Annotated in this window: 11 protein-coding genes; 7 read left to right on the top strand and 4 right to left on the bottom strand. The window is 55.8% G+C overall.

The features are described 5' to 3' along the window. The first annotated feature begins 96 nt into the window (after window positions 1–96). Window positions 97–654: a hypothetical protein gene (locus JJL52_RS04195; RefSeq protein ID WP_202051144.1), complete on the top strand. Its 558-nt coding sequence runs from the start codon at window positions 97–99 to the stop codon at window positions 652–654. On the opposite strand, the gene JJL52_RS04190 is transcribed toward JJL52_RS04195, so the two are convergent. Next, complete coding sequence (locus JJL52_RS04190) at window positions 636–3,713, bottom strand: TonB-dependent receptor (RefSeq protein WP_236994040.1); 3,078 nt, start codon at window positions 3,711–3,713, stop codon at window positions 636–638. The genes JJL52_RS04195 and JJL52_RS04190 overlap by 19 nt on opposite strands. 274 nt (window positions 3,714–3,987) lie before the next feature. On the opposite strand from JJL52_RS04190, the gene JJL52_RS04185 reads away from it, so the two are divergent. After that, a complete protein-coding gene (locus JJL52_RS04185) occupies window positions 3,988–4,845 on the top strand; it encodes a hypothetical protein (RefSeq protein ID WP_202051142.1) in 858 nt (285 codons plus the stop codon). 73 nt (window positions 4,846–4,918) lie between these two features. On the opposite strand, the gene JJL52_RS04180 is transcribed toward JJL52_RS04185, so the two are convergent. Continuing rightward, window positions 4,919–5,182, bottom strand: coding sequence for a hypothetical protein (locus JJL52_RS04180; RefSeq protein ID WP_202051141.1), 264 nt, complete (start codon window positions 5,180–5,182; stop codon window positions 4,919–4,921). A 432-nt stretch (window positions 5,183–5,614) separates the two neighbouring features. On the opposite strand from JJL52_RS04180, the gene JJL52_RS04175 reads away from it, so the two are divergent. Continuing rightward, entirely contained in the window at window positions 5,615–6,298 is a 684-nt protein-coding gene (locus JJL52_RS04175; RefSeq protein ID WP_202051140.1) for a response regulator, read from the top strand. Window positions 6,299–6,365: 67 nt separating this feature from the next. Beyond that, on the top strand, window positions 6,366–7,322 hold the full coding sequence (locus JJL52_RS04170) for a PQQ-dependent catabolism-associated beta-propeller protein (RefSeq protein ID WP_202051139.1): 957 nt from the start codon (window positions 6,366–6,368) through the stop codon (window positions 7,320–7,322). Between the two features lie 181 nt (window positions 7,323–7,503). Here JJL52_RS04170 and JJL52_RS04165 read toward each other — a convergent pair whose 3' ends face one another. After that, window positions 7,504–7,992, bottom strand: coding sequence for a hypothetical protein (locus tag JJL52_RS04165; protein WP_202051138.1), 489 nt, complete (start codon window positions 7,990–7,992; stop codon window positions 7,504–7,506). 734 nt (window positions 7,993–8,726) lie between these two features. Between JJL52_RS04165 and JJL52_RS04160 the strand changes: the two genes are divergently transcribed. The 3 genes from JJL52_RS04160 (at window position 8,727) to JJL52_RS04150 (ending at window position 14,226) form a co-directional block, all read left to right on the top strand. Further along, complete coding sequence (locus JJL52_RS04160; protein WP_202051137.1) at window positions 8,727–9,161, top strand: hypothetical protein; 435 nt, start codon at window positions 8,727–8,729, stop codon at window positions 9,159–9,161. 725 nt (window positions 9,162–9,886) lie between these two features. After that, window positions 9,887–11,284 (top strand): argininosuccinate lyase, encoded by a 1,398-nt coding sequence (argH, locus tag JJL52_RS04155; RefSeq protein WP_202051136.1) that lies wholly within the window; start codon window positions 9,887–9,889, stop codon window positions 11,282–11,284. A gap of 125 nt (window positions 11,285–11,409) precedes the next feature. Beyond that, window positions 11,410–14,226 carry a class I adenylate cyclase domain-containing protein gene (locus tag JJL52_RS04150; RefSeq protein WP_202051135.1) on the top strand — a complete coding sequence of 939 codons (2,817 nt, stop codon included), beginning with the start codon at window positions 11,410–11,412 and terminating at the stop codon, window positions 14,224–14,226. A gap of 52 nt (window positions 14,227–14,278) precedes the next feature. Here JJL52_RS04150 and smbP read toward each other — a convergent pair whose 3' ends face one another. Beyond that, a complete protein-coding gene (gene smbP, locus JJL52_RS04145; RefSeq protein WP_202051134.1) occupies window positions 14,279–14,626 on the bottom strand; it encodes a small metal-binding protein SmbP in 348 nt (115 codons plus the stop codon). Between the last annotated feature and the right edge of the window lie 151 nt (window positions 14,627–14,777).

Here is a 14,777-nt window from a genome sequence, read left to right as displayed (position 1 = left end):
GCGCAGCGTACCCTACGGGCGGTTCATCATGCCGGCGGGCGCGGGGCGGACACGAAGCCGATAAACAAACTTTCAACCCAACTTTAGAATGTCGATATGATCAATAACATCCCATTAACCCCGCACCGTTTGTTCGTCGGCTTACTGGCGCTGTCTTTATTGGGCGCTTACATCACCCGCAATGCCCAAGACCATTGCCATTATTACTGGCTGTTCATGCTGTTCGTCCTGGGACTGGCCACGGTCGCACCGGCCTACCTGGACAACCGGAATGACCGGAAAAGCCTCCAGCCGCGCCTGCTGCACTGGGCCGGCTGCGTATTCGCGACGGTTGTCATCTATGCCTACCACAATGCCGGCAGGCTGTATCATGAGGAAACCGGCCTGCTGATTCTGCTGGTCCTGGCAATGGGCGCTTATACCGACGGATTGAAAAACGGCCGGCGCTTCACGCTGCTCGGCGTTTTTCTGGGCCTGATCGCGTTTTCGGCGGCGTATGTCGATGCCTATCTGTGGCCGCTGACGATCGCTGCGGGCGCGGCCGGCGCATGGAGCTACTTCGACGGGATAGCTTTGGAACGGCGCCCCGGCGGCGAGACGGCCGTTGCACAACCCGGCCGAAACGGCACGGCCGGTCAAAGTTCGAACTTGTAATCGAGCCCCACCCAGAAGGCGCGCGGCGCGCCCGGACCGATGAAAGTGCTGTTTTGCCAGTCCCGTGAATTGTAGTTCCAGCCGCTGGGTCCGATCGCGCCCCGCTCCGAAGGAGAGAACGGATTGATGCCGAGGCGCCCCGCGGTCGCGTAGCGGCGGTCGAACAGGTTATTGACCATGCCGAATACCGATAAGCCTTGGGTAATCTGGTAGCGGGTTTTCAGATTGAAAATGGCGTAGCCGGCGACGCTGCCCGCATCGTTGAACGGCTGCCCCCGCAGCAACAACCGTTCCCGGCTGATGCTGGTGTCGTATCCGTAATAGTAATCGTAATTGCCCTGGCTGTGCGCGTTGTTTTCGTTGCCTCTCACGAAGGACGATGAATGGGCGATCATATTGATGCCGAACTCCCATTTCGGGGTCAGATGAAAATTCAACGACGCATTGATGTTATGCAGGGGAATGCCCGGCATGCGGTCGCCCGGCTTGATTTCGATCATGTCGTCCAACGCGTTCAAAGGCCGCCCTTTGCTGTCGTATTGCACCTGGCTCAAATAATCGTAATCGTCGGGCGCGATCACCGCCGCGCTGCTATTGTGCGGGCTGACCATGACCAGGGGAGACTGGAAGGTCGCATCGGTATAGCCGTAATTCAGGCTGAAGTCGACGATGCCGGCTTTTCCGGAAAAACCGAATTCGATCCCCTGCCGGCGGGTATTGCCGATGGTATCGAAGAAACTGCGGTCCGGCGTCAGGCCGACCAGATAGATATCGTCTTCGAGATCGGTGCGGTAAACGGCGGCGTTCCATTCCAAATCCCCAAAAAACTTGCCGCGCATGCCGAATTCGAAACTGTTGGCGAAAATCTGCGGCAGGAAAGGATCGCCGGAAAGCGCGGTAGGCAGCGTGCAGGCCCCGCCCACGGAGGCAAAGCTCTTCGGCGTCAAAGGCGACTCGGGATCGCCGGGGTTCTCCGGCACCAGCGTTCCGTCATAGGCGCAGCCCAGTTCGACGCTCGACGGCGTACGCGTCCCCTGGCTCCAGTTGAAAAACAGGTTCAAATCCTTATAAAAAACCGCCCTGTCCTTAAATGGCAGGTAACTGATCCCGACCGACGGATTGAACGAGGTATAGTCGAACGTTTCGGCGGTCGGCGTTTCGCTGTACCGCCCCAATCCCAGCGTCGGATCGAGCGGCTGCCTGACGTCCTGGTCGAACTCGCCGATGTTGTAGTTCGCCTCGGCCGGGCAGGTATCCGGATCGGTTCCGCTGCAAAGGATGACGTTGGGCCTGACTTTATGGATGTCGAGAATCTGGTGCAGCGCTTCGAAGCCGGCGCGCGTCCGGGCCCGAACGCGGTTTTTCACGCGCGTCCGGTTGAAACGCCCGGAAACGCTGAGATGCAGATTTTCCCTGGGGGAATAGGTTTCGCTGAAATAACCGCTGAATGTCGTGGATTTTCCGGTAAACGAATTGTTGCGGATATCTTCGCGGGCGGCCAGATAAATGGGGTCGATGTTTGCCGGATCGCTGTAGAGGCGATGCGCCGCGTCGATCAATCCCAAGCGCTGGCTGGTTTCGAAGTCGGTATCGGCCGCATCGATCGATGTGCCGAGCATGAATTTATGCCGATCGCTGTTCCAGTTCAATTGCAGGGAAGCGCCGTCCGTCTGCTGCCCGATCTCGGTATTGCTCAACACGCCGATCGGCGTGCCTTCGACCCAGCCTTTGGAAGCGGCGGAGCCTGCGGGCCATGCCTTCCCGTTGCGCGGACGCACCGGCGAACCGGGGCCGCCCGGATTGTTGTAGCGAAGACGCCCGCATCCGTCGTTTGCGTTCAACGGCGGCAGCAACTCGACATTGTCTTCCGCAAGCTTCCAATTCAGCGGAGCGTTAATGGTGCTGCGGTCGATGACCTCGTATTCGTCGTCGTCGAGATAGTCGTCTCCGTTGAGATCTTTCACGAGGTAATAATCCGGAATATTGTCGCGATTGACGTCCTGGTATCGGCAGACGGGCACGGGCTGGCCATTGGCCGCCGGCTGCTCTGGAACCGCCTCCAGCTTGTTTGCCCCCCGGCCTTCGTCCATCTCGTCGAAATCCTCGTAAATGTCCCCGGCCAGCGCGGTGCGGCGGCTGTCGCGGCGATAGATCTGGCCGGTCAGGCTCAGGTTGTCGCTGAAAAAAAGCTCGCCGCCCAGATTATATTGCTGCAGCTCGTTTTCGGTGCGGTCCGGCGAAGTAAACACCGACGCCGGATTTTGATTGTACATGTCCTTCGGTATCAAACCGTTGCCGAGCAGCGTGTTGCCGACCGCCAGGGTGCTGAAACGCAGCGAAAAATGATCGTCCCGCCAATCGAACCGGGCAAAGCCTTGATTGACCTGTGAGGGAGAATTGACCCGCCAGCCTTCCTCGTCGAAACCGGTAAATGCGACAAAAGCGCCGAGTTTCCCTTTGTTCCAGCCGGCGGTCAGTTCGCCTTTTTTGCGGTCCCAGGAACCGCCTTGAAAACTGACATCCACGCCGGCATCGTCGAATCCGTTCTTCGTGCGCAAAGCCAATGCGCCGCCCAGCGTATTCAACCCGAACAGGGGATTGGAACCCGGAAACACATCGAGCCCGGCCAAAGCGTTCATCGGGATGAGGTCCCAGTTGACGACATCGCCGAACGGTTCGTTGACCCTGACGCCGTCCAGAAAGACCGAGAGCCCTTGCGGCGTACCGAGTTGCGGCGAGGCGGAAAAGCCGCGGAAGGTAATGTCCATCTGAAACGGATTGCCCGCATAATCGTTCACGTTGACCGACTGAAGCTTGCCGTTCATCAAATCGCCCAGGCTGGTCGCCATGGACGACTTGATGTCTTTGTCGCTCAGCGACTGCACGTTCGCCGGGATTTCTTCCCGGGCTAACTGCAGCCCTTCCCACGGCCCGAGCCGGGTCAATTTCTCCTCTTCGACGGTCACGGTCTCGAGTTCGTCGGGACCGGGTTCGTCAACGTTTTCGGAAACAGCCGGATCGGTCCATGCAGCGAACGCCAACAGGCATAATGGACGCAAACGCCGTCCATACGGTGAAAAAAGGGCGGATTTTGAAGACAACATAGGACGGCGGGTAAAAAATCTCGGAAAGCGGCCGACTATGATAAAAAGCGGCAAGCCATTCATCACGGGAAATTTTCCCGGTTTATTCAGTGACTTTTTCCCTTCGTTAGCGCCGGGCCAACGCGTATCATCGACCGCCTTGCACAGGGACGGATCGATGGGCTCTGCGTCCGGATAAAAGCGAGGTCCGGCCGTAGAGGGTAAACGTTCAATAACAACAGAGAAAACCATGAACCAATACATACTGCACAGCGCCTTGCTCGGCGCGCTATGGCTCGGCTCCACCTCCGCGATGGCCACCGGTTTCATCGCCTTATCCGAAGAAGGGTTCGACGTTGAAGAAGGGGGACTTTCGGCCTACACGCTTTGCAACTTGACGGGCGAATTCGGCGCCGACGAAGAAGGCTCCATTCCTCCTACGTTCGAGCCCAACGGCGGAGCCAACAATACTTGCGCCATTCCGAAGATTCCCGACGGCTACAAGCAAATCAAGAATGCCAGGCGCCCCCTCGTCCTGAATGGATTCAACAGAAGATTCAGGCCCGTCAAGATCACTGTCGGCTTCGTGACCGACCGGGTCTGGCGCAATGAGTCAGAAAGCCGCTGCATTTACGGCGCCAAGATCCGCCTGAACAATGTCGATGCCGACCGCATCACGCCGGGCAAGCAGTTCTTCGAAATCAACGATATTCTCCGCGGCGGAGTCGAAGGCCGGGCGCCCGAAATCGCTTACTGGTTCACCTCGAACGCCGACGAAGTCGTCTACCGCGCAGGGCTGACCAGTACCTCGCTGGTTTTCGAGCCGGAAAGCGAGAGCGAAGCGCAGCCTCTGGTCGACGAAGCGCCCATCGACGAAAACTGGGTCGATTTCTCGACCGATTTGAATTACCGCGACGACGACGGTTCCTCGTACCGGGATTCCCCATGGCTTCTGGTTAAAACCGCCTGCGCCGCCGGCGAGGCTCCCGTCGTTCTCCCCGGCGCCTTGAAATTCCGCCAAATGGGGCAAGAAGGCCAGCCGCTCCTCGAAATCGAAGTCAACGGCTATGCACCCGCCGGTGCTACGGCCGAAACGGCAGCGCCGTGAACGGCCGCCAGACGGAACTCAGCATTTTTCATGCGGGCCGGCCGACGCCGGCCCATCGTGTTTTAGAGCATTTTCATAGCGCGCGCAGCAGAAGAATTTTTGACTTCGGCTCCGCTCGGCCAACGGATGGATCGCGCTTCCCTATCGCGTACAAGCCGGAAATCGACAACTGCCGGACTGAGCGGCCATTCAATCCCTTTGCCGCCGGAAGACTGCCGCTTAATCTCGTCTCTTTTTGAATGCTCCTCTTGCGGCCAAGCTTCCGTTGCCGTCCCGGCAAAAAAATCTGCAGGCGCAACGCAAGCGCCTGCAGACCGAATGAGAAGAAGACGATCACTGATCCTGCTTTTTACGGTCTGCCCCCACCATGTCGGCACAAACACGGAGGAAGCCGGAGCGATGAGGACAGACAGTCGAGCAACAAACGGCCTGTCGCGCATCGCTCACTTCCTTGCCGAGGGGACATCTCATTTCCGTGACAGCTCATGAGGAATTACCCAGCATTTCAAGGTTTATAACGGCGCAACAATCAGGCCGGTACAACTCCGCTATAAGTGCTGGAGGGAATGATTTTAAAAAATTTCCCGAAATCCGGTTAGGGAATTTTTCCTTTAATACTTAAGGAATTTTTCCGGTACGTCTGTATTAAAGATTCAGCGGTTCACGCCAGGTTCTGCGCTGATGCAAGCTAAAAATTCAGGAATTTTTCCTATGGATTTTGTCGCCGATAACAGGGATCATGCCCGCTTATTTTTTTAAGGAGACGAGCATGCCTGAAAAAATCAGCGTCCTCTTAGTGGACGATCATGCGGTGGTGAGAGCCGGCTACAAAACCTATCTTTCCTTGTGCGACAGCATCGGCATGATCTATGAAACCGACCGCGGTGAAAGCGCTTGCCAGTTATACGACCGGCAGCATCCGGACGTGGTGGTGCTGGATATTTCGATGCCCGGCATCGGCGGCTTCGAATCGATCCGCCGGCTGATGCAGCGCGATCCGCGCTGCAAAATCCTGGTATTCAGCATTCATGACGAGCCGATCTACGCCTCTCGGGCATTGAAGGCCGGAGCGAGAGGCTACATCATCAAATCCAGCGTACCGGATACGCTGATTACCGCGGTATGCAAGATCGCACAAGGCGGCACTTTTATCGCACCGGAATTGGCGCAAAGGGTGGCGATTTCGATGGTGAACGAGCAGGACAAAGCCGACAGCATCAAACAGCTCTCGCCGCGCGAGTTCGATATTTTCCGCCTGCTGGTGAACGGCCTGACTCCGCGCGAGATAGCCGAAAGGCTGTGCCTGAGCTACAAGACCGTATGCAATCACAGCACCGCGATCAAAGACAAACTCGAAGTCAAGACGATGGCGGAAATGACCTTGCTGGCCAGCCGCCACGGTTTGATCCAGTCGCCCTATGCCGGCGCCGCGGGACCTTTCGAAACCGTATGACCCGATTTTTCTTTGCATACCGGGGCTGTTCCCGAAAAATACGTTATTCCCCTCTGTCGGAAATTTTATGAAACGCCTTGTTTATACGATTCTGCTTCTGGCCGGAGGCCCGGCGTACGCCGAAACCCTTTTCGTGACCCTGGAAAAAGACAACGCGCTGGCGGTAGTCGATCCCGTCGAAGGCAAGCTGCTGAAAACCGTGCCGGTCGGCCGGCGTCCGCGCGGGATCGTGCTCGGCAAGGACCGGCGGCATCTTTACATCGCCGCCGGCGATGACGACACGCTGCAGATCGTCGATACGGAGACGCTGAAGGTGATCGGCACCCTGCCCTCCGGCGACGATCCGGAAACCTTCGCGATGAATCCCGAGGGCAACCGGCTCTATGTCTCGAACGAAGACGATAGCTTGGTCACCGTGATCGATATCGCTTCGAAAAAAGCCGTCAAAAAGATCAAGGTCGGAGTCGAGCCGGAACCGGTCGCCGTCAGCCCGGATTCGAAATGGGTTGTAAACGCCTCCGAAGCGACCAACATGGTGCACTGGATCGATCAGAAAAGCCTGGAGATCGTCGACAACACGCTGGTCGATACGCGCCCGCGGGGAGTGACGTTTACCCCCGACGGCAAGCAGCTGTGGGTCAGCTCGGAACTGGGAGGAACGGCGGCCGTAATCGATGCGGAGACGCGCCGGATCGTCAAGACGGTCAAGTTTGAGGTTCCGGGCGTGACGCCGGACAATATCCAGCCGGTCGGCGTCGCGATCGACCGGAACCGCAAATGGGCCTATATCGCTTTGGGCCCTGCGAACCGGGTCGCACAGGTCGATGCGGAGACGTTTGAAGTCAAAAATTATTTCCTGGTCGGCCAGCGGGTCTGGAATTTGGCCTTTTCCCCGGATCAAAAACGGCTGTACACGACCAACGGCGTCAGCAACGACATTTCGATCATCGACCTCGAAACGATGAGCGTCCGCCAATCGATCGGGGTCGGACACTATCCCTGGGGCGTGGCGGTCAAGCCTTGAGCTAAACAATTTCTTCAAGTCTTTTCAGATTCCGCTTATTAGGAAGCTCCGGATAAGTCCCCTCTCCCTCCGGAACGACTTGTATGATAAATAAAGCAACTCTTCCAGTTTTTCATTTAGCGCTGTCGTCACTTCAGACTACTGTTTGAATCAGTCTGAAAATAACTCTTGAGTTTTCCACTTAATTCTCTCGCATTGCATAGTAAACCTGGCCTCCAGCCTGACGTTTGATCGCGCCTTTATAGCGCGGCTTGCGCCCGGTATTCCAAGAATCTGCCCCTTTGGCGATATCGTGCTTGGAATACAACGCCGCTCTGGCAATGGCTTTGAAGTAAGGCGCTAGGGATATGGGTACGGGTTTGGCTTTTACGGTGCCCTTACGGATCAATCCGCAGGCGGTCGTGCGTTGCTTTTGGGCCCGATTGATCGCAGCGCGGGCGGTAATCGCTACCGCTTCAACGGACTTTCCGCCCGCCTCACGGTAGATGATGCGGGTGAGGCAACTCAGATCATTGGCCTGGGCCGCGGGGCTTAGGAGTGCAATCATAATTACAAGTATCTGCGTGCTTAAGATAAACGCCTCTCGCAGAAGCCAGCTGGCCCCGGGAGCAACGCGGCGCCAAAGGGCGCTGAAGGGTGGTGCTTTACAGCATCGTGGGTTGGTCTTCATTAGTCCCTCGCTAAGCATCAGCTTCGTTACTCTGGCAGATGGCATCATAAGTTCTGTTTATCCCTTCGAAAACCGTCATTTCCCCATCGGGTGATCTTCTTACCCCAGTGGAAAATCCAATGCGAGGGTTGTAGGTCGCTTCTTTTTTTTGATGGTAAAGACGCTTCCTCCTGTAAATCAGACCCGACATAGGGAGCTTGAGTTCGACCTGAATCAGTCATTTCACTGAAAAGGTTTAAGGCTAGCCAGTTTTACATAATGGACTGTCTTAAAAAAAGAAACTCCATCTCAACTATCCAACGAAGCTCGACAATGAGCCTCCTGAGGAGATACAGTGACCTAATTGCCATGAATTCATCCCAACTGGATGCTATTTGAAACACTCTAATTATTTGTTAAGCTTCAGAAAGCATTCCGTAGCGGCAGTACAGCGACGACCCAGATAGGCTACATCAATCGCAACAATCAGGGTGCAGCGGCCTCGGGGTGCGGAAGGCACTGATCATGGGCAGTCTGTTTATCGAAGGGAGTGTCTGGAAGCGCAATGTAGCAACGTTTATGGCGCAAATGGCGCTAATGTCTTCCAACGCAAATATCCGAGCTGTCAGGCCGGTTCGTCCGGCATCGATTTCTAACCACGCCGAACCTTTCCATCGAGCGGACATTTTCCCGTGGGGTTCACCCGCTTACCGTAGCCTCTCACAGCAAACGCTATCTCTTTTAGCAAATTTCATATGGCTTTCTTTCAAATAAGTTGGTTTGTTGCCGCTTTGATTGGCATGTTCAGTTTCGCCTGTATGGCACTGATTCTCAAGAAACTGACTTATGTGCTGCCTACTCCCCTTATTTTGCTCTACCTGTTCACGTTTACGTCGGTTCTCTACTTAATCTTGGGCATGAAGCGAGGTTTTCAGTTGGGCATAAGCTGGCAAGCTCTTGGTCTCCTCGCACTGGCTTCGGTTTTTGCATGCATTGGGAATCTTGCCGATATAGAAGCCCTGAAACTGGCTCCAAATCCTGGGTACGCCTCAGCAGTCAAGGCGGGCCAAATCCTTGTGATCACCTTCGCTGCGCTGTTGCTTTTTCCGGAGCAGAAGCTGTCGGTACAAGGACTGTGTGGAGTCTTGTTGGTTTTTTCTGGCGTGATAATGTTGAGTTTGCAGAGGTAAAAAAAGATAACCACCGAATCGAGCCGACAGTAAACTGTGGTCTATTCAAGTCGTTTAATTTTATTCTTGACCTTGTTTTTACGCATGGAAGGAAGGCTTTTCGATTAATGATACGCATTGAATGACTGCTCCATACTTTGACCAGTCGCCCGGTGTAAAAGAGCAACTGGCTGTTAATGGCGGATTGTGTTGAAAAAATCGGTTTGGGATAGAAAGCGGCTTATCTCAAAATGTAGGGATATTCAGAACATTGCGTGACCCGCTATACGCAGGGTCAAATCGGCTGAAATTGGCCAAAAATCGACCCTTTCAACACAATCGGCCGAAGTGAGACAGTTAACGCCTTGGACAACGAGGGGTGTAACAGCGCCACACCCTTTGTCATCAGGCATCGGCCCTTCGGCGCTCAACATCAAAACGGGCTTTCTTTGCCCGTCGCTTACCGCGTAGCGTTTCAAGTTCAAACCGCTTTGCGGCCCGGCCGATACGGCAGGGAATATCCTTATATAGCAGGCTGGCCGCTGTTTGAGACCCTTGAGAAGGGACACCAAACATCAACTGCTCTGGGGTTCCAGCCTATCCGGCCAGCTTCTTGATTGAGCCTGGTTGAGCTGCGGGCCGGGGAAACGAAAAAAGGTTTTCAAACCTGATATAATCGGCGCATTTTTTGACCGCTCCGGGAATGATGCTTCATCATCCGCTTCTGACTTGACCCCGTTTACCCCATGACCAACGTTAACACCGAAAAACTTTCCAGCGCCCGCTTTGCCGAGGCAACCGATGCCTTCGTCGAAATTTTTACCGCTTCTGTCGATTTCGACAAACGGATGGCCGCACAGGACATTCAAGGCTCGATCGCGCATGCAAAGATGCTCGCCAAGACCGGCATCCTGACCGATGACGAATGCGCGGCGATCGAACAAGGGCTCAGGCAGATTGCGGGAGAAATCGAACGCGGCGAGTTTACCTGGTCGATCAAGCAGGAAGACGTACATATGAACATCGAGGCGCGGCTGACCGACCTGATCGGGATCGCCGGCAAGAAGCTGCATACCGGCCGCTCGCGCAACGATCAGGTCGCAACCGACATCCGTCTGTACCTGCGCAGCGAAACCGGCCAGATCGAAAACCAGCTGAACCGGCTGCAAACCGCAATCTTGGATCTGGCCGAAATAAACGCCGGCACGATCATGCCCGGCTTCACGCATTTGCAGGTCGCGCAGCCGATCACCTTCGGCCATCATCTGATGGCCTGGTTCGAAATGCTGCAGCGCGACCGCGAGCGCTTCCGGGACTGCCTGAAGCGGATCAACGTGATGCCGCTCGGCGCGGCCGCCCTGGCCGGCACCAGTTACCCGATCGACCGCGCCTTGACCGCCGAACTGCTCGGCTTCAGCCGGCCCTCGGCCAACTCGCTCGATTCGGTCAGCGACCGCGATTTCGCGATCGAATTCACGGCGGCTGCGAGCCTGCTGATGATGCATCTGTCGCGCTTCTCGGAGGAGCTGATTCTCTGGTCCAGCGCCCAATTCAACTTCATCGAAATTCCGGACGCTTTCTGCACCGGCTCGTCGATCATGCCGCAAAAGAAAAATCCCGATGTGCCGGAGCTGGTGCGCGGCAAGTCCGGCCGGGTGACCGGGCACCTGGTGTCTTTGCTGATGCTGATGAAAAGCCAGCCGCTCGCCTACAACAAGGACAACCAGGAAGACAAGGAACCGCTGTTCGACACGGTCGATACGGTGATCAACTGCCTGCGCGCCTATGCCGACATGGTGCCGCACATCCGGGCCAAGAAGGAAAACATGTACAAATCGGCAAAACAGGGCTTCGCCACTGCAACCGATCTGGCCGATTATCTGGTCCGCAAAGGCATGGCGTTCCGCGATGCGCATGAAGCCGTCGGTCTGGCCGTGCGGCTGGGCCTGACTACGGGGCGCGACCTGTCCGAACTGACGCTGGCCGAACTGCAGCAGTTTTCGCCGCTGATCGACGCCGATGTGTTCGAGTCCCTGACTTTGGAAGGCTCGGTCGCATCCCGTAAACATATCGGCGGCACCGCGCCGGAAACGGTCCGGGAAGCGATCCGGACCGCACGGCAAACCATGGCGGCCGGCTCCTGAAATAACCGAAACGACGGGCTTCCTCGGAAAGAGCCGGAAAATCGGAATCCGCGCCCTTTCGTCCGCAGACAAGGAAGCCCCCTCATGTACTATACTTAAGGAAAAAACTTCCTGAAGACGGCTTCGTGTCAGACCGACTTTCAACCCTACAATCAGACTCTTCCGAAGATCAAATCGGTTTCGACGATCTTCAAGTCATTGCGGACCGGTTTAGAAAATTCCATCATTTCAAGCGCGAGAGCATCCGCCACGTTCTGACCTCTCCTCAGCGGCAATTTCTGGATGCGCTGCCGCTGGTCCTCGATATCAACGATCCGGCCTTGCCGGGGTTTGTCTCGCCGGCGACGCCGGCCGGCATTTACGGTTACCGGCCCGACAAACGTGCGCTCGAAGCCGCCCGGCAAATCGGCTCAGGCTTCAGTTACCGTCCGCAAAAGCGCAATAACGGCAAGGCGGCGATCGACGGCCTGTTTCTGATGGGCAGCGCCGGCAGCATCGCTTTCACGCTAACCAGCGATATGGATGTATGGTTATGCCATCGGAGCGGTTTGACCGCGCCGGAATTCGACGAACTGCAGAAAAAGGTGCAGGCGATCGAGAATTGGGCCGCCTCGCTACACCTGGAAGTGCACTTTTTCCTGATCAACAGCGAGCAGTTCCTGCTTGCCCGGAAAAAACCGGTTTCCGCGGACAGCAGCGGCGAAACCCAGCATTATTTACTGCTTGAAGAGTTTTACCGCACTTCGGTTTATATCGCCGGCAAGGATCTGGCCTGGTGGCTGGTGCCGCCCTGGCGCGAACACGATTACCCGCATTATCTGGCCTATCTGGTCGAACGCCGCATGATCGACGCAGACCGGATTCTCGACCTGGGCGGTCTGGCGGCCGTCCCCGCCAACGAATTTCTCGGCGCTACGCAATGGCACGTTTACAAGGCGCTGCATTCGCCCTACAAATCTTTATTGAAATTGTCGCTGATGGAGTGCTATGCAAGCGAATACCCGCACGTCAACTGGCTGTGCTCGGAAATCAAGCGCGCCGTGTACGAAGGCGAATTGACCGGCCCGCGAACCGATCCCTATGTGCTGCTGTACCTCCGGCTGGAAGACTATCTGCTCAAATCGCAAAGCCCTACAAGACTGGCCCTGATACGGCAGTTTTTTTACCGCAAGATCAATACGGCCGGAGGAAATCTCGGGCAAACCGGCACCCTGCCCGCAGGAGAGGACTATTTTCGCGAGATTTCCCTGAGTTGGCGATTGCAGGATCCGCCGCCTGCAGCACCGATTGAACCGGACGCGTGGGGCATTGAAGAACTCTTGGCCGAAAATACCCTGATCATCAGTCAATTGACGCTCTGTTACAACAAAATCATTCAATTAATCTACGACCATATCCAATCCGAAATCCCGCAAAAAAACGACATCAAGCTGCTTGCGCGGAAACTGAGCGCATTTTTCGAGCCCAAGCACGGCAAGGTAGAAATCATCACCGCCTCAGGAAACGAACTCCCGGTCAAACCCGATCTGACGATCGTCGAAGACCGGTCCGCCCCGAAAAATCCCGAATGGCGTCTGTTCTGCGGAAGGAAAAATCGGCAGAATGCCGCCTTGCAGATCCCGATTTACCGCCGGTCGACCCTGATCGAGCTCTTATGCTGGGTCAGCGTAAACAAATTTTACCGGCAGGATACGCCTGTCCGCTGCAATGCCGAATCGATCCATCCGACCTGCGGCGAATTAAACGCACTCCTTGAACATCTGGACGGGTTTTTCAAAAACTATTTCGATTTCTCCGATTCGCTCGGCAATTATGCCGCCCACAACAGCCTGACGCATTCGCTGCTGATCATCAATATCGGTCAAACGCCGCAAACGGAAACGGGCCGGTTTGCCGTGCCGGTCCAAGGCAATCCGTTGAGCTGCGGCGCATCGCGCGAATGTCTGGTAGAAACGGTCGACCGGGTATCGGTCAACCACTGGAATGAAATCCTGACCCGCCACGAGCAGGGTATTGAAGGATTGTGCAATTGTCTGATCGAGATCGTGAACGAAACGCTGCAATCGGGAGACGGGAATCGGTTGTCGGTCGTCTGCGAAAAACCCGGGCATGACCGCCGCATCATCCAGCATATCGAAAGGCTGTTTGAGGACCTGCGCAGACTCCATCGCAGCGGTCCGGAAAATCCCGCTCCCCGTTATTTTATGGCGGGCAGCGGCCGTTATTTCGTGTTTTCACGCCAAAACGGCCTTTTGCAGTATCAGCAGGCCGATGATGAAGCCCGGCTCATTGAAATCCTGAGCAGCCCGAGAAAGCTTTACGGGTCGGTAACGTTCGATGCGGAGGTATTGGAGGAAACGCCCATTCCGGCTATTTACCGGGAAAATCTGCCTCACACGGTGCAATGTTTCATCCTGCAGGAAAATAACGGCGCCCGGATATACGTACTGGATGAGAAAGGCTCGCTGTATATCCGCAGGCATTCGGATGCGGCGACGGTCCAGCTGGTCAACCAGTATGCCCGCTTCCTGCATTCCCTCCTCGCCAGGAAAACCACCGAAGCCGCCTCGATGCAGTTTTATCAAATCGACAAGCGTCCGGAGACCGGCTGGCAATGCCGTCCCGTACCGTTCCATTTGCCGATGGGCCATGATCAGAATCCTTTGAGCATTTCCGGAACCTGTCTGGGCAGCGCCGACCTCGTCACCGTACGTTGGAACGGGGAGGAATTCAATTCCCGGCAATACGGCAATCGCCTATTCCAGACCGTCAGCGAACGGATCATCGAGTTCAGGAAAAACGGCCAGACTTATCCTGTTTATATTACTGAGCTCAATCTGTCCCCTTCCGCGTTCGGGCTGGCTGGAACCGACGCCTTACAAACGCTGCATTTTCTCGAATACAAGGAAAAAATCGAAGCGCAGCTTAACGGTAAGCGCTAGCCTCTTTTCAAGGGCGGCTGCATCCTCAGCCGCCCTGTCTCAATAGAGACGCTTACTTATTGCCCTGTTTCAGGTGTTCGACCGCTTCCTCAGCGGCTTTGGTAGCTTGCGGCTCATGTCCTGTGCCCATCTTTCCGTGTTCGATCGCAGATTCCAGCGATTTGACCCCCGCATCGATATGGGTTTTGGATTCGCCTTTGGCAACTTCCGAAGCGGCGCGGGCGTGTTTCAATGCCTCTGTCGCATGCTCCACCAGTACGGAGGCATGGCCGGCCTTGCCATGAGTTACTGCTTGCTGGGCGTGATCCAATGCCGCGGCGGCGTGCTCCTCGGCAACTGCGAACGACGTAGAGCCCAGAAGCATCAATAACCCAAGGCCCAACAACTTTATCTTGTTCATTTTTTACCTCCCAAAGTAAAAAAAATCCGTCTCCCGGCCTCCGTCGGAAACGGCCGGAAGAACCTCTTTGGTACACGTTCAAGCGCTTCTAAAGGAAGCGTATGGGTTTGACAATTTCATAAATTGTCAGTTCCGAAACAGCCGTTTAAAC

This window comes from Candidatus Methylomicrobium oryzae, from assembly GCF_016745425.1.
Classification (GTDB): Bacteria; Pseudomonadota; Gammaproteobacteria; order Methylococcales; family Methylomonadaceae; genus Methylomicrobium; species Methylomicrobium oryzae.
Note: the sequence above shows the minus strand (reverse complement) of the source record. Positions and strands in the feature narration are given on the sequence as shown.